Source organism: Rhodoferax ferrireducens, from assembly GCF_031458075.1.
Lineage (GTDB): Bacteria > Pseudomonadota > Gammaproteobacteria > Burkholderiales > Burkholderiaceae_C > Rhodoferax_B > Rhodoferax_B ferrireducens_A.
Window position 1 is genome coordinate 1237481 of sequence record NZ_JAVDXT010000002.1, and the last position, 25942, is coordinate 1263422.

Here is a 25942-nt window from a genome sequence, read left to right on the forward strand (position 1 = left end):
AGATACTGTGGCCGGGTCGGGTCATGGACTAGCCTTGGGTTTGGCGGTCTTGGGTGGGGCCTTGACCAGGTTGCAGTGCAGCTTGAGTGCGCCCATGGCTTCGACCAACCGGGTGTCGCGCTCGTCCAGCAGGTCGCGCTGGGTTTCTTCCACAAAGTTCTGCCACAGGGTCTGGTAGTCGGCGTGGTGCTCGTGCGGCGCATATTCGCGGATGAAGTCGCTGGCCTGCTGTGGGTGGAAGCCGCCCTTGCGGATCTTGCGCACGATGCTGGCGGCGGCGGCTTCGGTCAGCGTGGTCTTGCGCGCGGCGCCGGTGGCGATGCACAGGAACAGGGTGATCAGCGAGCTGTCGTCGGTATGCCTTTGGGTCACTTTCAACCACTGGTCGGAAATCGCCCGATCGAGTTCGCTGATGTCGTCCACGCCTTCGTCGAGCCAGAAGTAGCGGCCCATGAAGGCCAGCGACTGGATGAACAGCTTGCGCGGCTTGACAGTGGCGTCCAGGATTTTCGGCAAGTCGTGCTCCTGCATCACCTCCAGGGTGGCCTGCAGCACCGGCTGGAATTCGGCGGGCACGCCCTTGGGCAGCGCCAGTTGCACCGGCTTGCCGGCTTCGGCGCGCTTGCGCAGCAAGGTCACGGCGGTTTCAAACTGCGCCCAGTTGGGCATCAGACTGCGGCCGGCGGCCTGGGCCAGCAGGGCGGTGCGGATCACGGCCTCGCTGTCGGTGTCGGCGGTCTGCAGCTCGCGCCGGGCCACACCCAGCTTTTGCGCGCACCAGAAGGCGGCTTCGATGCGGGTCTGGATCTCGCTGCGCTTGGCCAGCTCCTGCTGGTATTCGGGCAGGGTCTTCAGGGTCCAGCGGGCCAGCACCGGGATCAGCTCGTCGCGGAACTCGCCGCTTTCCTGCATGCTGAAGTGGGTGTTGTCGGGCATGGACAGCAAGGCCTTGAGCATCTCGGAGCCGGCCTTGGAGCGCGACAGGAACGAGTTCTCGCGCAGCAGCTCGGCGGCGGCGTGCAGGTCGCCGCCCGTGTCCTGCTCCAGGTGCAGGCTGACCAGGTTGACGATGCGCTCGCGCGACTTCTCCAGCTCGGGCCGCAGGAACTCGGTGCCAAAGTAGCGCGCAATCTGCACCATGCCCTTGGGCGCATCGGTGCGGATGGCCTCCAGCTTGGCGTCGTCGATCAGCCCGTTGTGCAGGCCAAAGCGCAGCGCCTTCTCGAAGAAGGGCCGTTGGTCGTAAACCGAAATACTGGCGCTGGTGTCTTGCATAGGGTTAGATCGCCGATTCTTCGTCGGGGTCGACGGCTTTTTTCTGCGAGCCTTCGCCTTCGCCATGGGTTTCGCGGAAGGGCGTATGGCCGCCTTGGTGGTGGCCGTCTTCTTCCTCTCCCTCGGCTTCTTGCTCGTAGGCCTTGACCCGGGCGCGCAGGATCACCATCACCTCGATCAGGATGTCGGGGCAGTGGGCGCGCAGCAGCCAGGTGAATTCCATCCAGTCGTGGTCGGCGATTTCGTCCTGGTCCACCTTGGCATCGTGGTACATCTGCACCACCAGCTCGGCTTCGGACAGCACGGCGCCCGTGTCTTCCGAGGCCTCGAACGTGCCGGTGCGCAAAAAGCTCTCGACCCGGCCCCAGTGGTCGGCCAGATAGTCGGCCAGGGCGTCGCAGCCGCCTTCGCGCTCGCCAATCGCACGCAGGAACTCTACGGGATCGTTGTCGTCGCGGAAGATCACCGAATTCATCATGCCGCGCAGATGGGCATGGGTCAGGTCCTTGTACTGCTTCTCGATGACCACGGCGCGCGAGAACTGCTCGGGCGTGACCAGCAGGTTGATCACCGAGTCCTTGGATGGGTCGTACTCGCGGATCACCGCCAGCAAGTCTTTGGGCGGCAGCTGGTCGAGCGCCAGCACCAGGGCGTGGTCGCCTTCTTCGTCGGCCAGCTCCACCAGGGCCGATTCGGCGCCGACGATGTCGCCGGCCAGGATCAGGTTTTGGGCTTTAACAATGGCAGGGTAGTGCATCAATTAACTCTTCATTAAGCTTTGGGTGGCTTGGGGTCGAAGCCTTGTTCTTCCATCCAGGCCGCACCCGCGTCCTCGCGGTCGCGGGCTTCCTGTTCTTCGGGGTCGAGGTCGTGGTCTTCTTCGTCTTCGTTCTCGTCTTCCAAGGCGGCACCGCGGTCATCGGCACGGGTGTACAGGTATTCCAGGCAGGCGGCAACCACCATGAATTGTTCGCCCGTGGGCTCGCGCAGCACGCGGTCGGCCATGGCCTGCGCCCAGGGTGTGAGGGTGATGGTGCGGGCCAGCTTGTCCCAGTCGGGGAACTCCTCGGGCTCCAGCGCGACCAGCAGGTCCATGGCCTTGGGGCTGGGGAAGCGGAAGCCCTGGTGGAAGGCGGCGGCCAGCATCTCGGGGCTGTCGTCCATCATCACGACCAGGAAGTCGAGCTGGCTGCGCTTTTCTTTGAGGCGCTTTTCCAGGACGTTCTTGCCTTCCGAGTCGGACACCAGGTCGTCCATCTCGGCGTCGTACGCGCGTGCGTGGTTGGAGAAATAGCGGGATAGTTTCATTTCAGGGCCTCAAGGAGGTAGTTGTGCCAGATTTCGCGGGCGGTGTCGATGGGGCTGTCCAATAGGCCGCGGCGGCGGTTGTCGTCGTAGGTCTTGCGGCGCTCGTCGTCGGCCAGCACTTCGTAGGCGGTTTGCACCGCACGGAACAGCTGGGGCGCGTCGGGCGAGGTGTTGCGGTCCGGGTGGTATTGCGAGGCCCGCAGCCGAAAAGCTTTTTTGATTTCGGCCAGCGTGGCGGCAGGGGACAGCCCTAGCGCGGCATAGTGGTCTTGCATGGTGTGTTTTCGCAAAAAAAGACAGCCCGCGTCGGGGCTGTGCTTGTATCACGACGCGGCGGCGTCGGTGGCGGATTTTACCTGGGCTAGCTGTACGGCCTGTTTTTATATGAAAAATCGGGCTCTGGCGCTTATTTTGCCAGCGTTGGCAGCTATGTTTTGAATAGCATCTGGCTGCGCAGCGGTTTCCTGCCAAAGACCTGCATTAAAGGCCCCGAATCAGCCTCGCCATCAGCGCTGCAGTCCGCCGCCTCAGCGGGGTTTCCCGTCTCTGCGCGGGCGTGACAAGGCAGAGCGTGGTTTTGATTTCGGGTTGTTCGAACGGTGACACGACCAGCCGCTCGGGATAGGCGAACACGCGGGTGGCGTCCTCGCTCAGGGTGGCGTGACCAATGCCGGCACTCACGAGATCGAGGATCACCGACACGCTGGAAACCTCCCACTCGACATGCATGGGCACGCCCGCCATCGCCGCTGCAGACTCCATCAATCGGCGATAGGTTTGCCCCCTCTCCGGCATGATCAAAGCGTACTTGGACAGGTCCTGCAAGGTGACCGGGCCGGTGGGAGCCCGGTTTGCCGGACTGACAAGGCACAGCCGTTCTTCGCGCAAGGGCTGGATTTCGAGCGAAGGCATGGGCTCCGGGCTGTGGACCAGGCCCAGGTCGCAGCGCCCTGAAACCAGCCATTCGGTGATATGTGTCGAGAAGCCCTCGATGATCGCCAGACGGGCCTTGGGCATCTCCTCGCGGAAGGCTTGGATTAAGGGCAGCGTGTGCAGGCGCGCCAGCGTGGGCGGCATCGCGATCACGATGCTACCGGTGGGCTCGTCGCGCTGTGTGACCGCGTTCTCTTTGGCTTGCTCGACCAGATGGAGGATGTTGTAGCAGTGGTCGAGCAGCCGGCGGCCAGCTTCGGTGACTTCTACCCCCCGGCCGTGGCGCAGCAGCAAGGCTTCGCGCAATTCAATCTCCAGCGCACGCACCTGCCGGCTCAGGGCCGGCTGTGCCGCGCCGAGCACCAAGGCGGCCTTGCTGAAGCTTCCGTGCTCTACCACGCGCACGAACGTCTCGAGTTGATTTAGGTTCATGCTCTTATAAAGTGTGCACCACCTGCCGGAAGTCCGGATCTTCGGCAAACGGTTTGATGGAAAATCCCAGGCTTCTCATCAGCTTGAGCATGCCGGGGTTGCTGGCCAGCACCAGGCCTTCGATCTCGCTCAAGCCCTTTTCGCGGGCCACGTCCATGATGCTCAGCATCAGGCGCGTCCCCAGGCCGCGGCCGCCAAAGTCGTCGGCCACCACCAGCGAGAACTCGCAGCTGGCGCTGTCGGGGTTGGTGATATAGCGCGACACGCCGACGATGCGCTCGGTTTCCTGCATCTCGCCGGTGTCGGTGGCCTGGCGCTCCTTGAACACCGCCACCAGGGCCATTTCACGGTCGTAGTCGATCAAGGCGAAGCGCGACAGCATGCTGGGCGGCAGCTCGGACAGCATGGACACATAGCGGAAGTAACGACTCTCGGCCGACAGACTGCGCACCAGCGCCTGCAGCATCTGGGCGTCGTCGGGGCGGATCGGCCGCAGCGTGCATTCGCCGCCGCCGCGCAGCGGCCAGACCTGCTCGTAGCGTGCGGGGTAGGGCAGGATGGCCAGGTGCTGGTAGTCGTGGTTGCGGCCGCCACTGGCCGGGGCTGCGCTGTCGATGACGATGCGCGCATCCACCGCCACCGCGCCGGATGCGTCGACGATGACGGGGTTGATGTCCATCTCGCGCAGCTGGGGCAGCTCGCAAACCATCTCGGACACCCGCATCAGCACGTGCTCCAGCGCGTCCATGTCGACCGCACTGGCGCCGCGCCAGTCGCCCAGGGTTTCGGCCACGCGGGAGCGGGCTATCAGGCTGCGCGCCAGGAACTGGTTCAGCGGCGGCAACTCCATGGCGCGGTCGTTGATCAGTTCGATCATGGTGCCGCCGGCGCCGAAGGCGATCACCGGGCCAAACGGGTCGTCGGTCACCAGGCCGATGTAGATCTCGCGGCCGCGCTTGTGGCGCGCCATGTTCTGCACCGTCACGCCGTGGATGCGGGCGCTCGGCAACTGGCGCGCCACCAGCTGCACCATGTCGTTGTAGGTGTCGCGCACGCCGACCGCGTTCATCACATTCAGCGCCACGCCGCTGACGTCGGACTTGTGGCTGATGTCGGGCGAGGCTATCTTCAGCGCCACCGGGTAGCCGAGCTGGGTGGCGATCATCATGGCCTCGTTGGCGCTGCGGGCCAGCACGGTCTGCGTCACCGGGATGTGGAAGGCGGCCAGCAAGGCCTTGGACTCCATCTCGGTCAGCACCTTGCGGCGCTCGGCCAGCACGCTCTCGATCAGCAGGCGCGCGCCTTCCACATCGGGTTTGGCCAGGGCCGACAGCGGCGTCGGCGTTTGCTGCAGCAGCTGCTGGTTTTGGTAGAAGGAGGCAATATTGCCAAACGCACCGACCGCTGCCTCGGGCGTGCGGAAGGTGGGGATGGCGGCGTTGTTCAGCAGCAGCCGCGCGTCGCCCACCGAGGCGTCGCCCATCCAGCAGGTCAGCAGCGGCTTGGCCATGTGCGGCATGTAGTCGGCCAGCGCGGCGGCGATGTCGGCCGCCTGGCAGCCGCCCTTGGGTGAATGGATCACCAGCACGCCGTCGACCTGGCTGTCGTTGCTGGCGGCTTCCACCGCGGCGCGGTAATGCGCGGCCGTGGCGTCTTCGGACAGATCTACCAGATCGGTCAGCGTGGCCAGCGGCGGCAGCTGGGGGCGCAATGCCGCCACCGAGTCGGCGCTGAGTGTGCCCAGCTGCAGTTCGATCTCGCTGATCCAGTCTGCGGCCAGCACACCCGGGCCGCCGCCGTTGGTGATGATGGCCAGGCGCTTGCCCACGGCCCGGTAGCGGGATGCCAGGCATTTGGCCGCCGAGAACAGCTGCACAAACGAGCGCACCCGCACCGCGCCGGCGCGGCGCAGCGCGGCATCAAACACATCGTCGCTGCCCACGATGGTGCCCGAATGGGTGTGGGCCGCCGCATTGCCCGCCGCCTTGCGCCCGGCCTTCAGCACCACCACCGGCTTGGCATTGGCGGCGGCGCGCAGCGCGCTCATGAAGCGGCGCGCGTCCGAGATGCCTTCCATGTAGACCACGATGCTGTGGGTTTGCGCGTCGGCGGCTAGAAAGTCCAGCACCTGGGCCAGGTCGACCGCTGTGTTCGGCCCCAGCGACACCACGGCCGAGAAGCCCACCGCGTTCTGCTGCGCCCAGTCGAGGATGGAGGCGGTGAGGGCGCCCGACTGCGATACCAGCGCCAGATGCCCGGGCGCGGCCAGCCTGCCGGCCACGCTGGCGTTCAGGCCCATGCTGGGCCGTTGGAAGCCCAGGCAGTTGGGCCCCAGCAAATGCATGCCGTGGCGCCGCGCCACCTGGTGCAGGTCGGCCGCCAGCGCAGCGTGGATGCCGCTGGAGATGACCACCGCCGAGCGGCATTTGATGCGCCCCGCCACCTCCAGCGCGGCGGCCACATCGGCCGGCGGCAGCGCGATGACCGCCAGGTCGGCCCGCACCTGGGCCAGATCGGCCAGGGTGCCGGTGGTGTGGATGTCCAGAAAATTCAGGCTACCGCTGAAAGGCTGGGCCTGCAGCGCAGCCACCAGCGCCTGCGCCACAGGCGTGCGCTCGCCCTCCTGCCCGGCAAAGACCACGATGGCGTCGGGAGAGAACAGCGAGTGGAGGTAATGCATATCCGTCCGATATTTACATAAAAATGGCTGCTAGCGCAGGAGGAATGTGCGCGGGTAGCTATCTTATTTGTAGTGGTTTTTGCAGGACTGCGAAGTTGGCAGGTCGCAAACACGGGTTGTAGCACGGTGTGCTGGTGTGCTTGCGGGAAAACCGCGGCTTAAGTGGAAAGTGGACTTCGGCTTTGGACCCGAATGAACCAGCCAGCCTTTCGGCTACAGTCGGCCAGAAGCGGTCTGTCAAATTGAACCTAAGACTCATTAAAGATGCTGAAGGACGGATGTGCAGGTAATAAAGTCAGAGGATGAACTCACTTCATCACGAAAGGCATCCGCTGGATTAAAAGTCTGGCTTTTAATGGTGGGGTTGCCGGTGGTCGCATGTATTGGGGCCATATTGATCGCACAACTTCTGCCTGGTTGCCGATGCGACGAAGGTAGAGGTTGTCACGGATGCGGCCTCAATGATCTGATGTCGTTTTGCATGTTCGGCGGATTTATCGGGGCACTTTTCGCGTTAATGTTTGGTTGGCCTGTAATATTCATCGTCAATTTCATTTTGTCGAAGAACAAGCCTACACATTGAGGCTTTGCCGCTGGGCAATGATGGCGTTGGGGGCTGCTGTAAAGTCCGCTTAGGGCCCTGAGCCGACCTTGCGAAAGCTCCAAAGCAGTCCTTCCATTTACAGTGGTGACGTCGGGTCAGTACGCTGGAACTGCCATAACAGCCAGAACGCAAGCTGCAATCTCCCCCAGTGATTGGCCGGCACAGACCCATTGGCGACGCCAGACTGACCCGATTAGGAAGACGGTGGCTATTAGAAAGGCCACGAAAAACAGTTGCGGCCCAACATCGAGAACCATGACGTCTAAAAAGTGCTGAAACCCGCCCCATTGCATAGGTAACCTAGGGACGAAAAGCAGCGTGGATGACCACGGAAGCAGCAGCAACCCGACGGCTATCAGCATGGTGCTCACCCTAAAGCGAAGTTGTGATTTCATGCTTTAAATCGACGTCTATTGTTGGCCGCATGCAGCACGCCAAACTCGATGAAACCGGCACACCGGCGGTTGAAGGATGGTCATTCCTCTTGAGCCGGTTGAACGCAACCGCGAGGAATGCCAAAGGAATGCCCGCTGTAGCGCGCGGCGTCGGCATGGTCCGAGGTCCCCCCAAAGCCAACCCACAAGTAGCCGTGCGGGTCGATTTCTCGGACCACGAAGACTTGGTCGATACACGCTCGCATTTCCGCCTGCTCGACCGCTGGTAAATCATGCACCAGCCACTCGGGCATATCAATCAGCTTGACACGGTCTCCTACGGACACATCTCGATTCATTGCAACACTCTCTGGACATCGTGGGCTGACGTCTGCTCCTGGCCGATTATTGACGAATACTAGTCGCCGCTCTTCACGAAGCACGTATTTTCGGTTGGCTATTGAAGAACATCACAAGGTCAGCAACAGACAGAACCTTCCCGTAGAGTGGGTTAACGTCACTATTCTCAAGCGAACGCCCAGAACGCCTGCTCACTTCCGGAGCAACGGCCATATCTAAGTCGTCTGGGTCAATGAGCAGACCCGCTAGTAAGTCGGTTGCTTTCACTGGAAACGCTGGGGTCGCATCATTGAGTTCTTGCTGTAACACCTCATAGACCGCACGAATTACCCAGGTATCCACGTTTCTAGTGTCGAAACTCCTTGCGAACTGGCAAATCGAATCTCCTTCTCTCCCCTTCGCTAAAGCAGCGATGTGTAGACGCCGCTTCCGCATGGCGCCAAATCCAAAAATGAAGGCCACTGTAACTAGGCCGGCAGCCACTAGTATCGTGCTCAAGGATGCGAACCGGAAAAACGCAACGAATGCGCAACCAAGCACAGCGCACCATGCCGTCAGCGCCAGGCGTGAGGAAGATTTCGGCTGCGACATGCTGCGGGAAGGTATGCGCATCGTTTATCTCCATGAATCGCTTTTGCCGATAACGTCGCGTGCAAGGGAAGGACCGCTTCTGGCCGCATTCTGCCGTACTGGGTGCGGCTGACCTGGGCCCAAAGCGGACTGTCACTCCAGTTCTTTTTTGACCGCGTTTCGTGTGCGCTCTTTCAGCACAGCCCGGGTTTTCTTAATTGTCGGTTCGCGAATCATCTTGCCATCCCGCACAGCCGTTCGGACGTCCAACTCCGCTGGAGTAAGACGAAGCGCGATGTCCTTGCCTTCCAGCAGGCGGTGAATGGCATCATCACCGATTTGGCCAGGGAGTTTGCCGCGTTTGATTCTTTTGTAATCGTTCTTTGAGTTGTTCAAAAGCTACTCCCGATGTCCGCTCCAGGCCCCAAGCTGCAGGTCAAGTGAAGCGCTTATCGCTCCGACAGGCGCGCGGCCGCCGCGGCGGCGTTGGCTACTACAGCTGTCCACTCGGGAAGTTCTATGTACTGCGCATCGGAGAGCTTCGTTCCGTGCTTCACAAAGATGTCTTCGATGGATGTGACCACCGCAGCGATTGAATCTGCCTCCGCTGCATCCTTGAGAATCCACCCGATAGTGGAACGAGAGTCAGTTGCGAGCGCAGTATCGTCATACAAGAAATGCACTACGTAGTCGAATTCATCGTGCTGAACGTCTCCCTCGGATTGGCCTCCAATCCACACGCGCCGTTGGTACTCTGGGTCGGCTAGGCCCTGCAGATAGCTGACGAGTTCCTTGCGCATTTCGAGGGAGGTCAATTGATTCATGAAGGCAATCTGTGGGTCCGTTTCTGGCCGACTGCAGCACCTAAGGTGGTCACTCCGTCACGCTCGCTTGCAGCCACGAGAACGCCGGATGGTGGCCAGGCAAGACAGCCTTGGCAGCCGCTTCCATCAAGCGTAAGCCGCGATTACTGTTGGTCAGCAAAACAATGGCGGACTGCGTGTGCGGATTCCCCATTGCGAACGCCCTGACGCCATCCATTTTTCCCCATTGGAAAAACGTGCCATCAGTGGTTTCAAATCCCCACCCTAGGCCCCAGCCAACGTCTCGCTCTGTCTCGGGAGCACTGTCCGCCAGGTGGATAGCATCCTCGCGTGGTACCCGAACAGCGGGGGCCAGCCATTGGCGGCGAGTTGCTTCTGTCAATGACGTACCGTCAAGAACAGCGCCTATGAATTTGGCGTAGTCACCAGCCGTCGTCTGAAGCGAATAAGAGGCCTGGGCCGCAGCGGGACGATGCTTCTCGAGCGGTTTTTCGTCCTCGTGGGGCGTCGCATAGTCCTCGTTGAAGCGCTCATGCCATTGAAAACTAGACGATTGCATTTCCAACGGGTCGAACACTAGGCGCTTCGCAAGCGCCTCCAATGACTCGGTCGTGACCGCCTCGAGTGCCATCTGCAGATAGGTGAAGCCGACGCTGGAATAGCTGAACCAACTTCCTGGTGGGAAGTACGTCCGCAGGGGCTCTTTGCTGCGAAGGTTTGGTAGCCCTGAGGTGTGCGTAAGAACGTGGCGCACCGTGATGGGCGACGAAGCGAGTTGCGGCGGGACACCTTTCGGGACAATTCTCGACAGTGGTTGGTCGAGTTCGATGGCCCCGCTATCCACAAGTTGAAGTGCAATGTACGCGGTGACAGGCTTGCTTAGCGACGCGGCGTCGAAAACCGTCGTTTCGACGACCGGTCGCATAGCGTCAAGTTCCGCAACCCCCATTGGCATGACTTTCACCTCGCCATTTTCCACCGTGGCCAGAGAAACCCCCGGTATGGAGGATGCGGCCATCAGACTATGTATTGAGGATTCGAAAGCACGAAAGTCGTTCATCTTGGACCGCATTTTGGCAGTGGAACTTGTTGACCGCTTACAAATGGCGAGTTTTTGCAAGTGTCCGCTCCTGGCCGTATTCTGCCGCACGGCCGACGGTCGAAATGGTCCCGAATTCGAAGTTGGCTCGCGACCGGAAGGGGCCAAATCTAATATTGCGATGCCTTTACTTTAAAGGTGGAATAAAAAGCAGAACAATGCCGATGGCAAAGAGGGCAAAGCTCGGAAGAAAAAACAGCCAAATTGAGAGAGGAACTATGGCAAATCCGACGATGATGAGAGATAAGCCAACTCGAATAAATGGTTGCCCTTTGAGAGCTGGGAGACAGTTGAAAAGGATAAGAAATAACAAGCCAATTAGCAACCAAGTGTAGAAAAACATTTACGTGGCTACCAAGGTTGCTACTTCATCAAGTACGGCGTGGACGGAAAGGACATCAGTGAATGTCGGGTTCTGGCCGATTTCTGTAGCTGACATCAGGGCTCGACCGCGTATAGAACGGCCTTCTCTGATATTCCGGATGCGAGCGCCAGTAGTTCCGCATGAAATCTATCGATAGCAGCCGCCTCAATGCGAAGGGCAACTGTCGCGTGCTGATACTTTTTCTCGGGAAAGGGAGTGCGACGGGATTCACCTGTCACCCATAGTCCCATGTGCCCCAAGGCATCGATGCACATGAATTTCAACATGCATGTACCTATGCCCGTAGCCCCGACAGTGAACTCGACTACGCTTTTGGATTCGCTCGGAAAGCCCCTTATGCAAGAAGCCAGCTCGCCGAACTGTCCCGCGTATCCATAAAACTCAACAGAAAAGCCAAATGAACCATTCTGAGCCTTTGCCTTGAAGAGCGCCACTCCGTCATCGTCACCCGGCACCAGCAATAAAAAAGTCAGGCAAGGCAAATCTTTCCGGGAGTCTTGGTCAATGTACATAGTGGGGTGCGCTGTTTTGTAGCGTCCAGCAGCATCTTGCCGCAGCTTGGAGTCTCAGACCCTCAAGCCATACTCAAAAATATGGACAACTGGGAGGTGGGCATGAACGACTGCTTCTGGCCGCATTCTGCCTTCGGTGCCACTGCGTTGGCTAGCCAAAAACGACCGATTGAACGATGCCTACCGCCTCGACTAGCTCTGCGACAGCCACCTCGTCAAGCTGGTCGCGTATAGGCCATTTGCAGCCGCTTTTGTAATGAAAGTACGATGTGATTGGACTCTTTTTCCTTTGGCTCAAGTTGAATACCGTGCTGCCAATTGTCATAAGTTATCCAAAACTCGCCGCAATCAATTGTCACATCTAGCAGGCACTCGTCTATTGTGACGACTGGCGCAGATACAGTCTCCGCATTCAAAATCGCAGCCCACTTCCTTGCGAGCTCGGGAAATTGCACCCATTCAGCGACTGGCTCCAAGACTAGCGCCAATCCTCCATTTGCCATATCAAAAGTCTCAAATTGCTTCATCGCGCTTTGGCATATAACGTTGTTTGCTTATGGCCGCATTCTGCCTTAGGCGTCGAAGCATCGAAGGGCGCCGGATAGCCCTTCGTCATGAACGCTTTAGCCGAAACGAGAGAAGCACCGCTGCCGCCGCACAAATCCAGCCAAGTGGTGACCACATCACACGTGTTCCCAGAATTTCCGCGTCATGCAACCCTAGATAGCGGCCAAGCCAGCTGGGACCAAATAGGAAGAGAGTAACCGCCAATGTCATCGATACCAACGCAAAGGCAATCTGCGGACGAATTCCACGCTTTAGCCTGTATACCAAGGCACCACCAACAAGCAAAGGCGGCAGCATGAGCCAAAGGACAAGGATTGCGAACTCTGTTCTAGTCATGCTCTGAAATGTCTACTAATAGCCGTCAAACGTCTTCAACGGTGACCGCACCGAATGCGTCGGTAAGGGCTTCGAGGAACATTCCGAGAGACGCGAAATATCCACCGGCACGCTCGGAAACGATGCCATCTTTAACCAGTTCGCAGTCGAACGAAAATTCGACACCATCTCGCTGGGTGAAGACAACAAACTCGCCGCGCTCATCGAGATTAGCGACTTCCGAGAATCCTCTCAGCACCTGAAGCACAGCGTCCTGAGATGCGCTTGAAAATTGAAAATGCTGCCGTAGTCCCATAGCTTTGGAGTTTGTGCTGGAAGTCTGCTCTTGGCCGGGTCCAGTCGTTGTTCAAGGTTATCGCCAAGGATTGAGCCTTTCGACGAACTGACCGCTGACATCGACTCTGTAGTACCAGTCCGTCCAGCCATTGATGGCATGGCCGGGTTCAAACGACACGATTGGGCATTCGCCGTGCACAGCATGGCGCGCGAACTGATAAAACCCTGCATGCTCGGGCGGGGCCACCATGAAGAGCTTCGAACCGTCCGGTTCGAAGACGTTTAAGGATTGGCCCTCGGTATCGATTTCCGCGAAACGCCCGTCGGCGAGAGTAACTCTCAAAATGTTCCTCAAGGTCACTTGGTTGGATGGAGCAATCGTAAGTCCGGTTCTGGCCGTATTCTGCCGTAGCGTGCATGGCTGTCTCGGGCCCGAAGCCGAAGTTCAGTTTTCTCCAAAGCAGACCCTGAATTTTCCAAGCCGCATCGAGGAATTGCTGCCGCATCACTGGATATCGGCCGACTATTCTTTGACACCATTAGTAGGTCAAGTCCAAACCGAGCATCCTGGCAAGGGCGAAGGTGACGAGCACCAGGCCCAGTAGCGATAGCACGAAGACTGCAGTCACCTTGCCGACCGCGCGTCGCACCGCGCGCTTCTCCTTGTCTTTCTTACCTTGATCGTAATGCCACTTGATGGCGAAGAACATGCCCGTGCCGAGCACGAGAACCTTGAATGTAACTAAGGCTATAGGGATCCAATCCATCATTTTGGGTAGTTCCAGGCTATTACTTGACACTATCTATCGTGAGGAGCAGCACCTTAAAACGCTGCTTCAGCAACTTCATTTTTTGTTCAAACCATGCCCTCAGGTAGCTGTCAAGAAAATCCGCCCGACCAAGTTCCGGTATTGACCGATAGGTTCCAGTAGCTCAGATTTTCTGGCAAACAGTTTGAGACATAGCCAATTTGTTAGCGGGTTCCACGGCGGGTTGCTGTCAATGACCGCGTGACAAAAACGGATTTTCTCCAGCACAGGCCCGACTCCACCGGTGCGGCAGTACTGCCCGCCTGGGCCTGGCGCTGCAGGGTCAGCATCTTGTCCTTTGGGTTGGGTCCAGTTGGGGTAGTCGCCAATGACCAGTGTAGGGAAATAGGCGGATTACTCCTCAATCATTGAGACTCACACCTAAGGCATCCAGCTTCTTTGCGTATGAGTCCCTGCGTTTTGCCGCCTTTGCCGCTGCGTCAACGGCGGCTTGGATGGCCTTGGGTCCCTTTTTCGCAGCAGCTTTGATCAATTCGAACTTGTGAGCGGCATCTGACTCCGCCCGCTTGAACGTGGCGATGATTTCGGCATGGGCAACAGATGGATTCACAGGCGCCCTTAGAGTCTTATGTGAGTGCGAAGCAAGGCTGTTCTCAATTCGCGGTTTGCTGGTTTTGAAACATCTACACCTTGAACCGCCAGGTCGAACGGCGAGCCAGGTCTGATGCTGGTTGGGAGTATTTTTTTTACGGGATTCGTGGTGGGGTACTTGCCATCAGCAGGACACATGCGAACGGAAAACCCGAATTCGTCGAGTACACCTTTCGCGTACAACTCCGCCAAATGCTGAAACGACACGAATGTCGAGCATTTCACTTCTTTAACACCTGGCTCGCGGATGCTACGAACGATCTCAAATTTACCAAGGGTATCTCGTTGTGTATTCGTAAAGGGATGCACAAAAAACGTCCCACGAAGTCCTCCCTTTGGGGGCGCCAGCGTGTGCTCGACGGCGATATCAGTTAACAGCATGTTGTTTCCTTGTGATTCAATAAGCCACGGCTGGTCCAGCCACATTGGCCTCCATCACCCCCCAAAGTTCCCGTTCGCGATTTTCAAACCAGGCCGCAGGAGAGCCGGTGCCTCTTGAGATACGAAGTGTTCGACATTGGCAACGCTTACCCTGCGGGAAGGGACTTTATGGTTCGCATATTACGAATTGTGGCAACGAAACGAAGGGCTGCTTGTGGTGGCGCATCCTGTCATACCGTGCCGACACCAGCCGCACGCCCTATATCCACTGTATAACGCAGCTCCGCCATGCCGGCACCCATCTGGTGAACGGATACCAAGCGCAGGCTTGGGCTTAGCACTCTTCGGGGGAACAGGGGCTTACCTTTGCCAAGGGTAGCCGAGCCAATCTGGACGATGAGTTCATCCAATAGGCCGGCATCATGGAATTGACCGGCGAGGTCGCCACCTCCAACGACCCAAATGTTCATGTCACCCGCAGCTGCCCGCATCTCCGAATGAACAGTTCGCACGTCGCCTTTGACGAACCGAATGGCTGCGCCGTCAATGGTTGGAAGATTGCGGCTGGAAAACACCCATGTTGGCTGCATGTAGGGCCACGGTGAGCCGGTCTCGGCAGCAACCGTTTCGGCATTGCGCACCATCCATTCATAGGTCGCAGAGCCCATAGCCAAAGCGCCCACTTTGGATATGAACTCTGGATAGCTGGAATCCTTCAAGCTTCCGAGAGGGAACAGCCAGTCCAGCGAGTCGTCCTCGGTTGCCAGAAATCCGTCAAGGCTTGTGGCGGTGTAGTACTGGGTTTTCATTTTTTGCCTCGGAAGTTCTATTGGTTTTTCAACGTCTGGCAGGAACCTCGGGAGGAAAACTAAAGGCCGGTGACGTAGCTCCGCTTTTTGCCCTAACTCTGTCTTGAACGGGTGCTTTCATTTTTCTGCTTCCCCGCGATGGCAGAACCCAAAATTTCCGCCACGCTTGTCAACCCAAGGACGGGAGACCTGCAATTTTGGAAAATCCGGCCAAAAATAATCCGAACGCGGTGATGAGGCAGGCAATCCAACCGCTCATTTTGTATGACCGCAACTACTGCGCCTAGGGCCGGTTCAGCGCTACAGCCGCGCGTACCAGCGCTTTGAACGCTTCTTCGTCCATCGCATCCCCTTTTCATGGATGTCAATTGCCCGCCGGACCTTGCCTTCCAGGCTGGCGTTGAATAGCCCCGCAGGGTCCGGCAGCGCAACGCCCTTGGGGAAGGTCAGTTTCACTGCGCTTTTATAGGCCTCGCCGGTGCAGAGGATGCCGCCGTGCGACCAGACCGGGACGCTCCATTTCCATTCCTCTACCACCCCTGGGTCGGCTTGGTGGATCAGCGCGCGCACATGGGCGAGGGTCTCGCCGCGCCAGCCATCCAGCTCCTGGATCCGCAAGTCGATGCGTTGTGTCGCAGATTCACCCTCGGGCGTTGCGCTGTTTTTCATATCCATCCTCGGCTCTGTTCCCGCGGTATTTAGGCATCGGCCACCTGCAGCACCAGCTTGCCGAAGTTTTCGCCGGCAAACAGCTTGAGCAGGGTGTCGGGGAAGGTGTCCAGCCCGTGTACCACGTCTTCCTTGCTGTGCATGCGGCCGTCCCTCAGATAGCCGGCCAGTTCGGCCACCGCCAGGTGGTAGCGGTCGGCGTAGTCGAACACCACGATGCCCTGCATGCGGGCGCGGTTCACCAGCAGGCTCAGGTAGTTCTTCGGGCCCTGCACGGCGGAGGTGTTGTTGTACTGGCTGATGGCGCCGCAGATGATGATGCGCGCACCGCGTGCCAGCCGGGCCAGCACCTGGTCGAGGATGTCGCCGCCCACATTGTCGAAATAAATATCCACGCCGTTCGGGCAATGCTCCTTCAGGCCGTCGCGCACCGCGTCCGGCCCGGCCTTGTAGTCGATGCAGGCGTCAAAGCCCAGGGTGTTGACCACCCAGTCGCACTTGGCGGCGCCGCCGGCAATGCCGATCACCCGGCAGCCTTTGATCTTGGCCAGCTGGCCGACGGTCTGGCCCACGGCGCCGGCCGCACCCGATACCACCAGGGTTTCGCCCACCTGGGGGTGGCCCACGTCCATCAGGCCGAAATAGCCGGTCATGCCGGGCATGCCCAGCACGTTCAGCCACTGGGTCAGGCTGCCCAGGCGCAGGTCGATCTTGGCCAGGCCGTTGCGCTTGATCTGGTCCTGCGACAGCAGCAGGTATTCCTGCACCCCCAGCGAGCCCGACACATGGTCGCCCACGGCGAACTGCGGGTTCTCGGACGCCACCACCACGCCTACGCCACCAGCGCGCATGACTTCGCCTATGCCCACCGGCGGGATGTAGCTTTTGCCCTCGTTCATCCAGCCGCGCATCGCCGGGTCCAGCGACAGGGCCAGGGTTTTGACCAGCAGGCCGCCGGCGCCCGGCTGCTGTACCGGCTCGGTCGTGCTGCGCCAGTTGGCGTGGGTGGGCAGGCCGACGGGGCGGCTGGCCAGGCGGATCTGGTGGTTGCTGAGCTGGGTGGTGTCGGCCATGGTGTCTCCTGTCTTCTCTAAGGGTTAGACCGCGATAGTAGCCACAAGCCGCAGCCCCGTACACCGCGGGCGCGACAGGGCGGCGCGCTGGTATATCCTGTGGGCTGCACCAATTTGAGGAGTTCCCATGAAAGCCATTTGGAACGGCGCCGTGATCGCCGAAAGCTCCGACATCGCCGTGGTGGAAGGCAACCACTATTTCCCGCTGAGCTCGCTGAACCGCGAATTTGTAAGCTTTAGCAACCACAAAACCACCTGCGCCTGGAAGGGCCAGGCCAGCTATTACTCGCTGATGGTGGACGGCGAGATGAACACCGACGCCGCCTGGTACTACGCCAACCCGAAAATGGGCGCTGAAGAAGTCACCGACCGCGTGGCTTTCTGGAAAGGCGTAAAGATCGAGGCATGAGCACGCGTCTTCTTTCACCTCCCATCACGCCGCCCGCCCAGGTGGTCGCGGTATTGCGCCAGCAGGCCTATGCGGCGCTCAGCCCGGCCGGCGTGGCCCAGCTCGCCGGCTGCAGTCTGGCCGACCTGGATGCTCTGCAGCCCAGCTGGGCCGATCTGCCGCCCGACGAATACCTGAAAGACGGCGGCCGCTACCGGCGTCGCCGCCATTCCTGCTTTGTGCTGCAGGGCGACAGCCTGACCCAGGTGCCGCACCGCCCGCACTGGCAGCCGGTGGAATACAACGCCTTGCACGGCGGCATGGAGCGCTGGTTCGCCCCCATGCTGGACGAAACCGTGGCGCAGCCGGCCTGGAGCCGTTTGCTGCTGGGCCTGGGGCTTATCTGCAGCGCGCTGAAGGGCGATGCCGCCCGGCCCGCGCCCTGGTATGTGGAGGCGCACCAGTTCCGCATCGACACCACCGACGGCATTGGCCGGCCCACGCCTGAGGGTGCGCACCGTGACGGTGTGGACTTTGTCGCGGTACTGCTGGTGGGCCGCGAAGGCATCAAGGGCGGCGAAACCCGGGTCTTCGAGGCCGATGGCCCGCACGGCCAGCGTTTCACCATGACCGAGCCTTGGACTATGCTGTTGCTCGACGACGCGCGGGTGGTGCACGAGTCCACACCGATCCAGCCCGTAGAGGCGGGCGGTTACCGGGATACGCTGGTGCTGACCTTCCGGTCCAGTCAGTTCCAAAGTAGCTGAGCAGACCGGTGCGCGCGGCTTGGGCCGCGTGGGCCGGAATTTTTACAACCGCAAGGAGACAACATGGAATTACTCAACCACGACCTGGCCCATGAATTCCCGCAGCTGATCGGCAAGATCCGCAGCCTCAAGCTGTCGAGCTCGCGCTTTCTGCACCTGTTCAATGCCTACGACGAGGTGAACAACGCGATCACCAAGATCGAGCAGGACGGCAGTGTCATCTCCGACGAAGCGCTGGAAGAGATGAAGAAGAAGCGCTTGAAGGTCAAGGACGACATCTACCAGATGTTGATAGCGCCCTGAGCCGCCCGCGTACCCGTGCTGTGCTGGCACGGCAGGTGATTCCGCTGTGACCGGGTCCAAGTGGCGCGCGCAGTGGAGCCTGCTTGTGCTGGCGGTCTTGTGGGCCGGCTGTAGCGAGCCGGCGCCGCCGGAACCGCCGCCTGTCGACGTCGATCCGATGGCAGAGGTGCCGCCGGAGCGGGTGTTCAAGGGCGTGCTGGCTGGCAAGCCCGTGCACTTGGCGGTGCAGGGATGCAAGGTTTATCGCGCCCTGCCCGAGGGGGGAGGCTGGCAGATGGTGCTCGAGCCCGAGCTGTATCCGTTCTTCACCTCGTGCGACCGGCAGACGCTGCTTGCAGAAAAAGGCGCAGTCACCGTCACCCTGGGGCGCATCGCCTTTGGTGCGGGAGGCTGCTGCGCCACCGGTGGCACCTACCGCACCAAGGATGGAGAGGTGTGGAAGAAGTTGTGAGGCGCCGGCGGGCTGTTTCAGGATTCTTTTGCTTATTCAATACATACCAAATATGCCTGCAGCGCAATCGGTATGTGCGCAAGAAGCTATTGAAAATATAGCAAAATCAGTCTAGCGCCGTCCACTTCTGCCCACTGCGCGACGACTCCAGCACTTTCTCGATGAAGCGCACGCCGCGCGCACCGTCTGCCACACGCGGGTAGTCGGCGGCTATCGCATCGGGCGCCACACCCGCCAGCCGGGCACGGATATCGGCGGCCACGCCCAGGTAGATGTTGGCAAAGGCCTCGATGAAGCCCTCGGGGTGGCCGGATGGTAGGCGCGATGCGCGGATGGCCGCCTCGCACAGGCCGGGGCCGCCGCGGGTCAGGGTGCGTGGCGCTTCGTTCAGGGGCGTGTGGAGCAACCGGTTCGGGTTCTCCTGGCTCCAGTCCAGCGTGCCCTCGGTGCCGAACACGCGCAGGCGCAAATCGTTTTCGCAGCCCACGCAGATCTGCGATGCGACCAAGACCCCCCGCACACCACCTTTGAGGTGCAGCAGCATGTTCGCGTCATCGTCCAGCGTGCGGCCGGCCCCCATGGCGCTGAGGTCGGCGCAGATGGCTTCGATTTCCAGGCCGGTGACGGTGGTCAGCAGATTCTCGGCGTGCGAGCCGATGTCGCCCATGGCGCCAGCCATGCCGCTTTGCGCCGGGTCCATGCGCCAGGCGGCCTGCTTGTTGTTGGTCGCCTCCACCGCGGTGGCCAGCCAGCCTTGGTGGTATTCGACGATGACCTTGCGGATGGTGCCGATGGCGCCGCTGCGCACCATCTCGCGCATCTGCCGCACCAGCGGGTAGCCGGTGTAGTTGTGGGTAACACCGAACACCGTGCCCTGGCGCTGCACCGCGGCCACCAGCGCCAATGCCTGGGCGCTGGTGTGCACCAGCGGCTTGTCGCAGACCACGTGGAAGCCGGCATCGACAAAGGCCTGGGCGACCGGGAAGTGCAGGTGGTTCGGGGTGACGATGCTGACGAAATCGATGCGCTCGTGCGCAGGGCGCTTCAGCTCGTCGGCCAGCAGTTCCTGCCAGCTGCCGTGGTTCCGGTCGTCGGCCAGGAACAGGTCGCGGCCTGAAGCGCGGGCCTTGTCGGGGTTGGCGGAGAGGGCACCGGCGACCAGTTCGATCTGGCCGTCCAGCGCCGCGGCTTTGCGGTGTACCGCGCCGATGAAGGCGTCGCGGCCGCCGCCGACCATGGCGTAGCGGAGTTTTCTAGAAGAGTTCATTGTTTGTCTTTGGCAAATACGGCGTCGAAGGCGCCCGCCGCCGGTTTGAAATCCAGCCGTTTGCAGAAGGCCGCGCTCTCGGTAGCGCCGTGGATGCGGTCCATGCGGCTGTCTTCCCATTCCACGCTCAGCGGGCCGGCGTAGCCGATGTCGTTCAGCGCCACGATGATGGATTCGAAGTCGACCATGCCGCGGCCGACGCTGCGGAAGTCCCAGTTGCGCCGGGCATCGCCAAAGCTGGTATGGCCGCCGAATGTGCCCACCGTGCCGTCGCCCTTGCCCCACCACACGTCCTTCATGTGGGCGTTGTAGATGCGGTCGGGGAAGGTGCGCAGAAACTTCACGTAGTCCACGCCCTGGTAGGCCAGGTGGCTGGGGTCGAAATTGAAGCCGAAACGGCGATGCCCGTAGACCGCCTGGATCGCGCGCTGGCTGGTGGCGGTGTCGAAGGCGATCTCGGTGGGATGCACTTCCAGTGCGAAGTTCACGTCCTCGCGCTCGAAGGTGTCGAGGATGGGGATGAAGCGCCGGCCGAAGTCGGCAAAGCCCTTGTCCCAGAAGGCCTGCGAGGTCGGCGGAAACGCATAGGTGGCATGCCAGATTGAAGAGCCGGTGAAGCCGGTCACCGTCTTTACGCCGAACTTCGCCGCGGCGCGCGCCGTGTCTTGCAGGTCTGCCGCCGCGCGCTGGCGCACGCCCTCGGGGTCGCCGTCGCCCCAGACGTGGCTGGGCAGAATCGACTGGTGCCGCTCGTCGATCAGGTCGCACACCGCCTGGCCCACCAGGTGGTTGCCGATGGCATAGCAGCGCAGGCCGTGGCTGGCGAGCAGGGCGTTTTTGTCTTGGACGTAGCTGCTGGAAGCCAGCGCCTCCTGCACGTTGAAGTGGTCGCCCCAGCAGGCCAGTTCCAGGCCGTCGTAGCCCATGCTTTTGGCCAGCGGCGCGAGCTCTTTGAGCGGAATATCGGCCCACTGGCCAGTAAACAAGGTAACGGGTCTTGCCATGGCTTAACTCCCGGATGCTATGGTTTGCATAGCTGCTGGCGCAGGTATTACCTGCGCCAGAGCCCCTATTTTTTATAAATTTCAGAAAGGAGAATCCGGGAAGTAGAACTGCTTCGCGTTGTCCTTGGTGATCAGCACCGACGGGATGATGTAGGTAGCCGGCAGCTTTTCACCCTTGAGCCGCGCCTCGGCGGTCAGCTTGATCGCGTCGTAGATGAACTTGGGCGAGTAGGACACATTGGCCTGGATGCGCGGGTCCTTGCCGTCCATCAGGGTCTTGATCATGCCCTTGGCACCGGCGCCGCCGAAGACGATCTTGATGTCGGTGCGCTTGGCCTGGTCGATGGCCTTGAGCACGCCCACGGCCATGTCGTCGTCGGCGGCCCAGACGGCGTCGATCTGCTTGAAGCGGGTCAGGTAGTCCTGCATCACCTTGAAGGCGTCGTCGCGGTTCCAGTTGGCGTATTTGGCGTCCAGCAGCTTGATGTCGCTGCCCTTGATCGCCGCGTTAAAGGCGTCCATGCGCTCGTTGTCCAGGGTGGTGGCGATGCCGCGCATTGCGACGATATTGCCCTTGCCGCCCATGGCCTTGACCAGGTATTCGCCGGGGATCTTGCCAAACGCGGTGTTGTCGCCCGAGATATACGCGTCTTGCGCGCTGGTGTCGGTCAGGCCGCGGTCGACCACGGTGACGTACACGCCTTTGCTTTTGACCTGGGCCACAGGCTTGGTCAGTGATGCCGATTCAAACGGGAAGATCACCAGGGCGTTGATCTTGTTCACCGTCTGCAAGTCCTGCAGCTGGTTGGCCTGCTCGGGCGCACCGGAGGCGGTCTTGACGATGACCTGCAGGCCGGGGTGGGCCTTTTCCAGATCCTTCTTGGCCTGGTTGGCCCAGAACACGATGCCGCCGGTAAAGCCGTGGGTGGCGGCCGGAATGGCGACGCCCAAAACGACCTTCTCCTGCGCAAAGCTGGGGGCGCTCGCCAGTGCCGCAACAGCGACGGCGGTGAGGGCCAATCTACGGGTGATTTTTTTCATTTCAGATGTCTCCTACAGGTGGATAAAAAGTAGCTTGTGGCTACCGGGTTGGAAAGCTATCTCTTGCTGCGCTGCATGAATGCCACGCCGATGATCACGAAGCCCTGCACGGCAGCGTTCAGGTAGACGCTGATGATGCTGGTCAGATTCAGGATGTTGCTGATGACGGACAGCAGGATGGCGCCGACCACGGTGCCGGTGATGCTGCCCGCGCCGCCCTTCAGCGCCGTGCCGCCGACGATCACCGCGGCGATGGCCTCCAGCTCCCACAGCAGGCCGGTGGTCGGCGAGGCCGAACCCAGGCGTGGCACGTAGAGCAGGGTGGCGATGCCGACGCAGACGCCGAGCAGCACATAGGTCAGGATCTTGATGCGGTCCACATCGACAGCGGCGTAGCGCGCCACCTGTTCGTTCGAGCCTATGGCCTGCACATAGCGGCCGAAGGCGGTACGGTTCAGGATCACGCCGCCGAGCAGGGCGACGACCAGGAACACCCACACCGGGATAGGGATGCCGGCCAGGCTCGCGTAGTAGACCGGGCTGTAGACATCGCTCAGGTCGTTGTCCAAGGTGATCGCGCCGCCGTTAGCGAAGTAGGTCAGGTAGGCGCGGAAGATGCCCAAGGTGCCCAGGGTCACGATGAAGGGCTCGATCCGGCCCTTGGTGATCAGCAGGCCGTGCGCCAGGCCGAAGGCTGCGCCCAGCACCAGTGCCAGGCCCATGCCGAGGACTACCACCATCACCTGCGAACCCATCATGGGTCCGAGCATGTTCATGAACATGATGACGCTGCCGGCGATCAGCGCCGCCATCGAACCTACCGACAAATCGATGCCGCCAGAGACGATCACAAAGCACATGCCGACCGCAATGATGCCGATGAAGGCGGTGCGGGTCAGCACATTCATCGCGTTGTCCAGCGTGGCGAAATTGCTGTTCAGCAAGGTGCCGGCAATCAGCAGCAGCACCAGGCCGATGACCGGCCCCATGCCGTGCAGGCGGCCCATCCAGTGGGCGGCGCTGCGGGGGGATTTAATGGCTTCCTGTTGCATGGCGTATGAGTTCCTGTTCCGTGAGTTGCTGTTCTTCTAGTACCGTTTGCAGCCTGCCGCCGCGCATCACCGCGACCCGGTGGCACAGGCCGATCAGCTCCATCAGCTCGCTGGAGATCACGACCACGGCCAGGCCTTCGCGGGCCAGGCGCTGCACCAGAAAATAGATGTCGCGTTTGGCGCCCACGTCGACACCGCGGGTCGGTTCGTCCAGCACCACTACCTTGGGGCGAGGGTGCAGCACCTTGGCCAGGGCCAGCTTTTGCTGGTTGCCGCCGGACAGCGACGAGGCCTTGCTCTGCAGGTCGCCGGTGCGGATGCCGTAGTCGTTCACCGCGGTGGCCAGCGCCACCATCTCGGCCTGCGGGTCGAGCAGCGGGTGGGTGTAGCGCTCCAGCGCCATCAGGGTCAGGTTTTCGCGCAGGCCGAAGTGCACGTGCAAGCCCTTGCCCTTGCGGTCTTCGCTGAGGTAGGTCAGGCCTTGCTGGGCGGCGGCGCGCGGACTCTTCAAGTCGACCAGCTTGCCTTGCAATTCGACCTGGCCGGCGCTGCGCGGGCGCAGGCCGAGCAGGCCTTCGAACAGCTCGGTGCGGCCCGCGCCGACCAGGCCGGCAAAGCCCAAAATTTCGCCGGCGCGGACTTCGAAGCCCACGTCTTCGGCCCAGCCGGGCACGGTCAGGCCGGTGACCTTCAGCATCGGCATCGCGGCGTCCGCGTGGGGCGCTTTCGGCGGGTACAGGTCAGTGAGTTCGCGGCCCACCATCAGGCTGGCCATTTGTTGGCGGCTCAGGTTCTGCGTGTCTTCGCGGGCCACAAAGCGGCCGTCGCGCATGACCACCACCTCGTCCGTCACCTGTTCCACCTCGTCGAGCTTGTGCGAGATGTAAACCAGGGTCACGCCGTCGGCCTTCAGCTGGGCCATCAGCGCGAACAGGCGCTTGGTTTCGCCGGGGGTCAGGGTCGCGGTGGGCTCGTCCATGATCAGCAGCCGGGCTTTGCGCAACAGCGCGCGGGCGATTTCGACCAGCTGTTTTTCGGCCACGATCAGTTGCTTGACCCGGGTGTTGACGTCGGCTTTGAGTCCGACCTGGGCGATGGCCTTGGCGGCCTCGGCCTGCATGGTCGCGTCGTCGAGCAGCCAGCCCTTTTTCTTCTCGTGGCCGAGGAACAGGTTTTGCGCGATGGTCAGGTCTTCGGCTAGGCTGAATTCCTGGTGGATCAGCACAATGCCCTGGGCCTCGGCCTGGCGCGAGGTGCTGAACTGCATGGGCTGGCCGTTGATGCGCAAGCCACCGCCGGTGGCGGTCTCGAAGCCGGCCAGTATCTTCATCAGCGTGGACTTGCCCGCGCCGTTCTCGCCCAGCAGTCCTACGGTGCGGCCGGCCTGCAGCGCAAAGCTGACGCCGTGCAGCACACGCACAGGGCCAAATTCCTTGACCACATTGTCAAATGCGACGTTCACGCTCATCGTGTGCTTCCCTTGCTTTTCAGCGTTTCCTGCATGGCGAGCACGCCCGCGCCGACCAGGCCGGCCTGCTCGGCCAGCGGCGTGTAATGGATCTCCAGGTGCCGGGTCGACAGCGCCAGCGAGCGCTGGTAAATGCTTTGCCGTACCGAGGCCAGGAACAGCGGCCCGATGCGGGTGATGCCGCCGCCGATGAACACATGCGAGGGGTTGAAGAAATTGACCACCGAGGCCAGCATCTGGCCGATCAGATTGCCGGTGTGCTGGATGATGCGGTTGGCGGCGGCGTCGCCATGGCGGCTGGCCTGGCCTACGTCTTCGGGGCTGATCGCGCCCTTGTCGGCCAGCACGGCAGCCAGCAGGGCGCTTTCGCCGGATTCGGCGGCCTCAAGGGCCATGCGGGTGATGGCCGGGCCGGCGGCCATGGTTTCCACGCAGCCCAGGTTGCCGCAGTGGCAGCGCGGGCCGGCGGTGTCGACGCAGATGTGGCCGACGTCACCGGCCGAGCCATTGGCGCCGCGGTAGACCTCGCCATGGCAGACGATGCCGCAGCCAATGCCGGTGCCCACCTTGATGACCAAAAAGTTCTGCAGGCTGCGCTGCAGCCGCCAGAGTTCGCCCAGCGCCATCAGGTTCACATCGTTGTCGACGAACACCGGGGCCGCGTATTCCTCGCGCAGGTAGTCGCGGATCGAGAAACTGTCCCAGTGCGGCATCAGCGGCGGGTTCACCAGCTGGCCGCTTTCAAAGTCCACCGGGCCGGGCACGCCCATGCCGATGCCGATGACCTGCTGGGCAGTCGCGCCGCATTCGGCCAGCAATTCGCGCATCAGCACCCGGACCCGGGCCATCACCACGCCGGGGCCGGCACGCACGTCGGCGGCTTCGGTGCGGCGGGCCAGTACGCTGAGGTCGGGGCGCAGAATCGCCAGATCCAGGCTGGTGGCGCCCAGGTCGGCGCCGATCAGCACGCCCAGGCGCTGGCTGAGCTGCACGGTTTCGGGCCGGCGGCCGCCGGTGGAGCCGGCCAGGCCGGTTTCTTCCAGCAGGCCTACGTCGAGCAGGGACGCGACCAGGCTATTGGTCTTGCTCTTGGAGTAGCCCAGGCGTTCGGCCAGGTCCCAGCGTGAAGCTCCCGCCGACCAGAAGATGGTGTGCAGCAGGGCGGTTTCCACCGAGGACAAGCGGTCCCAAAGTGCCAAAGCGTGTCTCCTTTTATGCGTCCGCCTGTCCGGCCACACGGGGGTGTGCGGCAGGCGGTAGCGCATGGTAGGACGGACACTTCAGCCCATCAAGTTCTAACTTCGACCAAATTT

General features: G+C 61.2%; 30 protein-coding genes and 1 pseudogene. 5 read left to right on the forward strand and 26 right to left on the reverse strand.

Annotated elements, in window-relative coordinates:
* Positions 1-21 precede the first annotated feature (21 nt).
* The 6 genes from J2X19_RS14730 to J2X19_RS14755 all read right to left on the reverse strand — a co-directional run bounded on the left by J2X19_RS14730 (position 22) and on the right by J2X19_RS14755 (position 6628).
* Positions 22-1275, reverse strand: coding sequence for a hypothetical protein (locus J2X19_RS14730; RefSeq protein ID WP_310374240.1), 1254 nt, complete (start codon positions 1273-1275; stop codon positions 22-24).
* 4 nt (positions 1276-1279) lie between these two features.
* Positions 1280-2032, reverse strand: coding sequence for a hypothetical protein (locus tag J2X19_RS14735; RefSeq protein WP_310374241.1), 753 nt, complete (start codon positions 2030-2032; stop codon positions 1280-1282).
* Positions 2033-2046: 14 nt separating this feature from the next.
* Positions 2047-2583, reverse strand: a complete 537-nt coding sequence (locus J2X19_RS14740; RefSeq protein WP_310374244.1) for a hypothetical protein — start codon at positions 2581-2583, stop codon at positions 2047-2049.
* Positions 2580-2858, reverse strand: coding sequence for a DnaJ domain-containing protein (locus tag J2X19_RS14745; protein ID WP_116606531.1), 279 nt, complete (start codon positions 2856-2858; stop codon positions 2580-2582). Before J2X19_RS14745 ends, J2X19_RS14740 begins: the two co-directional genes overlap by 4 nt.
* A gap of 205 nt (positions 2859-3063) precedes the next feature.
* Positions 3064-3948, reverse strand: a complete 885-nt coding sequence (locus J2X19_RS14750) for a LysR family transcriptional regulator (protein WP_310374246.1) — start codon at positions 3946-3948, stop codon at positions 3064-3066.
* Positions 3949-3952: 4 nt separating this feature from the next.
* Positions 3953-6628, reverse strand: a complete 2676-nt coding sequence (locus tag J2X19_RS14755) for a bifunctional acetate--CoA ligase family protein/GNAT family N-acetyltransferase (protein ID WP_310374248.1) — start codon at positions 6626-6628, stop codon at positions 3953-3955.
* A gap of 1127 nt (positions 6629-7755) precedes the next feature.
* On the opposite strand from J2X19_RS14755, the gene J2X19_RS14760 reads away from it, so the two are divergent.
* Positions 7756-7896: a hypothetical protein gene (locus J2X19_RS14760; protein WP_310374250.1), complete on the forward strand. Its 141-nt coding sequence runs from the start codon at positions 7756-7758 to the stop codon at positions 7894-7896.
* A gap of 142 nt (positions 7897-8038) precedes the next feature.
* Here the strand turns inward: J2X19_RS14760 and J2X19_RS14765 are convergent, their stop codons facing one another.
* From J2X19_RS14765 to J2X19_RS14835, 14 genes and pseudogenes are all read right to left on the reverse strand, one after another.
* Complete coding sequence (locus J2X19_RS14765) at positions 8039-8464, reverse strand: hypothetical protein (RefSeq protein ID WP_310374252.1); 426 nt, start codon at positions 8462-8464, stop codon at positions 8039-8041.
* A gap of 225 nt (positions 8465-8689) precedes the next feature.
* Positions 8690-8932 (reverse strand): hypothetical protein, encoded by a 243-nt coding sequence (locus tag J2X19_RS14770; RefSeq protein WP_310374254.1) that lies wholly within the window; start codon positions 8930-8932, stop codon positions 8690-8692.
* Between the two features lie 53 nt (positions 8933-8985).
* On the reverse strand, positions 8986-9360 hold the full coding sequence (locus tag J2X19_RS14775; protein WP_310374257.1) for an SCO4402 family protein: 375 nt from the start codon (positions 9358-9360) through the stop codon (positions 8986-8988).
* A gap of 49 nt (positions 9361-9409) precedes the next feature.
* Positions 9410-10480, reverse strand: a complete 1071-nt coding sequence (locus J2X19_RS14780; RefSeq protein ID WP_310374259.1) for a serine hydrolase domain-containing protein — start codon at positions 10478-10480, stop codon at positions 9410-9412.
* A 417-nt stretch (positions 10481-10897) separates the two neighbouring features.
* A complete protein-coding gene (locus J2X19_RS14785; protein ID WP_310374261.1) occupies positions 10898-11356 on the reverse strand; it encodes a hypothetical protein in 459 nt (152 codons plus the stop codon).
* A gap of 215 nt (positions 11357-11571) precedes the next feature.
* Positions 11572-11883 (reverse strand): hypothetical protein, encoded by a 312-nt coding sequence (locus tag J2X19_RS14790; protein ID WP_310374263.1) that lies wholly within the window; start codon positions 11881-11883, stop codon positions 11572-11574.
* Positions 11884-12284: 401 nt separating this feature from the next.
* Positions 12285-12554 (reverse strand): hypothetical protein, encoded by a 270-nt coding sequence (locus tag J2X19_RS14795; protein ID WP_310374265.1) that lies wholly within the window; start codon positions 12552-12554, stop codon positions 12285-12287.
* Positions 12555-12611: 57 nt separating this feature from the next.
* Positions 12612-12878: a hypothetical protein gene (locus tag J2X19_RS14800; RefSeq protein ID WP_310370390.1), complete on the reverse strand. Its 267-nt coding sequence runs from the start codon at positions 12876-12878 to the stop codon at positions 12612-12614.
* Between the two features lie 196 nt (positions 12879-13074).
* Positions 13075-13305: a hypothetical protein gene (locus J2X19_RS14805; RefSeq protein WP_310374268.1), complete on the reverse strand. Its 231-nt coding sequence runs from the start codon at positions 13303-13305 to the stop codon at positions 13075-13077.
* 400 nt (positions 13306-13705) lie between these two features.
* On the reverse strand, positions 13706-13915 hold the full coding sequence (locus J2X19_RS14815; protein WP_310374270.1) for a hypothetical protein: 210 nt from the start codon (positions 13913-13915) through the stop codon (positions 13706-13708).
* A gap of 8 nt (positions 13916-13923) precedes the next feature.
* On the reverse strand, positions 13924-14337 hold the full coding sequence (locus tag J2X19_RS14820) for a hypothetical protein (RefSeq protein ID WP_310374272.1): 414 nt from the start codon (positions 14335-14337) through the stop codon (positions 13924-13926).
* Between the two features lie 230 nt (positions 14338-14567).
* Positions 14568-15146, reverse strand: a complete 579-nt coding sequence (locus tag J2X19_RS14825) for a dihydrofolate reductase family protein (RefSeq protein ID WP_310374275.1) — start codon at positions 15144-15146, stop codon at positions 14568-14570.
* A 283-nt stretch (positions 15147-15429) separates the two neighbouring features.
* Positions 15430-15815 (reverse strand): annotated as a pseudogene (locus J2X19_RS14830) (DUF1801 domain-containing protein).
* Positions 15816-15844: 29 nt separating this feature from the next.
* Complete coding sequence (locus tag J2X19_RS14835) at positions 15845-16888, reverse strand: NADP-dependent oxidoreductase (RefSeq protein ID WP_310374277.1); 1044 nt, start codon at positions 16886-16888, stop codon at positions 15845-15847.
* A gap of 127 nt (positions 16889-17015) precedes the next feature.
* Here J2X19_RS14835 and J2X19_RS14840 point away from each other — a divergent pair, with 127 nt between their 5' ends.
* The 4 genes from J2X19_RS14840 to J2X19_RS14855 all read left to right on the forward strand — a co-directional run bounded on the left by J2X19_RS14840 (position 17016) and on the right by J2X19_RS14855 (position 18797).
* Complete coding sequence (locus tag J2X19_RS14840) at positions 17016-17297, forward strand: DUF427 domain-containing protein (protein ID WP_116606540.1); 282 nt, start codon at positions 17016-17018, stop codon at positions 17295-17297.
* Positions 17294-18043, forward strand: a complete 750-nt coding sequence (locus J2X19_RS14845; protein WP_310374280.1) for a 2OG-Fe dioxygenase family protein — start codon at positions 17294-17296, stop codon at positions 18041-18043. Before J2X19_RS14840 ends, J2X19_RS14845 begins: the two co-directional genes overlap by 4 nt.
* A gap of 63 nt (positions 18044-18106) precedes the next feature.
* Positions 18107-18346: an HP1242/YdcH family protein gene (locus tag J2X19_RS14850; protein WP_116606542.1), complete on the forward strand. Its 240-nt coding sequence runs from the start codon at positions 18107-18109 to the stop codon at positions 18344-18346.
* A 46-nt stretch (positions 18347-18392) separates the two neighbouring features.
* Entirely contained in the window at positions 18393-18797 is a 405-nt protein-coding gene (locus tag J2X19_RS14855) for a hypothetical protein (RefSeq protein WP_310374282.1), read from the forward strand.
* Positions 18798-18903: 106 nt separating this feature from the next.
* Here J2X19_RS14855 and J2X19_RS14860 read toward each other — a convergent pair whose 3' ends face one another.
* The 6 genes from J2X19_RS14860 to J2X19_RS14885 all read right to left on the reverse strand — a co-directional run bounded on the left by J2X19_RS14860 (position 18904) and on the right by J2X19_RS14885 (position 25828).
* Positions 18904-20064: a Gfo/Idh/MocA family protein gene (locus J2X19_RS14860; protein ID WP_310374285.1), complete on the reverse strand. Its 1161-nt coding sequence runs from the start codon at positions 20062-20064 to the stop codon at positions 18904-18906.
* On the reverse strand, positions 20061-21068 hold the full coding sequence (locus tag J2X19_RS14865; RefSeq protein WP_310374287.1) for a sugar phosphate isomerase/epimerase family protein: 1008 nt from the start codon (positions 21066-21068) through the stop codon (positions 20061-20063). Before J2X19_RS14865 ends, J2X19_RS14860 begins: the two co-directional genes overlap by 4 nt.
* 81 nt (positions 21069-21149) lie before the next feature.
* On the reverse strand, positions 21150-22109 hold the full coding sequence (locus tag J2X19_RS14870; RefSeq protein WP_116606546.1) for a substrate-binding domain-containing protein: 960 nt from the start codon (positions 22107-22109) through the stop codon (positions 21150-21152).
* A gap of 56 nt (positions 22110-22165) precedes the next feature.
* Positions 22166-23161 carry an ABC transporter permease gene (locus J2X19_RS14875; protein WP_310374290.1) on the reverse strand — a complete coding sequence of 332 codons (996 nt, stop codon included), beginning with the start codon at positions 23159-23161 and terminating at the stop codon, positions 22166-22168.
* Entirely contained in the window at positions 23142-24629 is a 1488-nt protein-coding gene (locus J2X19_RS14880; protein ID WP_310374291.1) for a sugar ABC transporter ATP-binding protein, read from the reverse strand. The genes J2X19_RS14875 and J2X19_RS14880 overlap by 20 nt, the downstream gene beginning before the upstream one ends.
* Positions 24626-25828: an ROK family transcriptional regulator gene (locus J2X19_RS14885; RefSeq protein WP_310374293.1), complete on the reverse strand. Its 1203-nt coding sequence runs from the start codon at positions 25826-25828 to the stop codon at positions 24626-24628. Before J2X19_RS14885 ends, J2X19_RS14880 begins: the two co-directional genes overlap by 4 nt.
* Between the last annotated feature and the right edge of the window lie 114 nt (positions 25829-25942).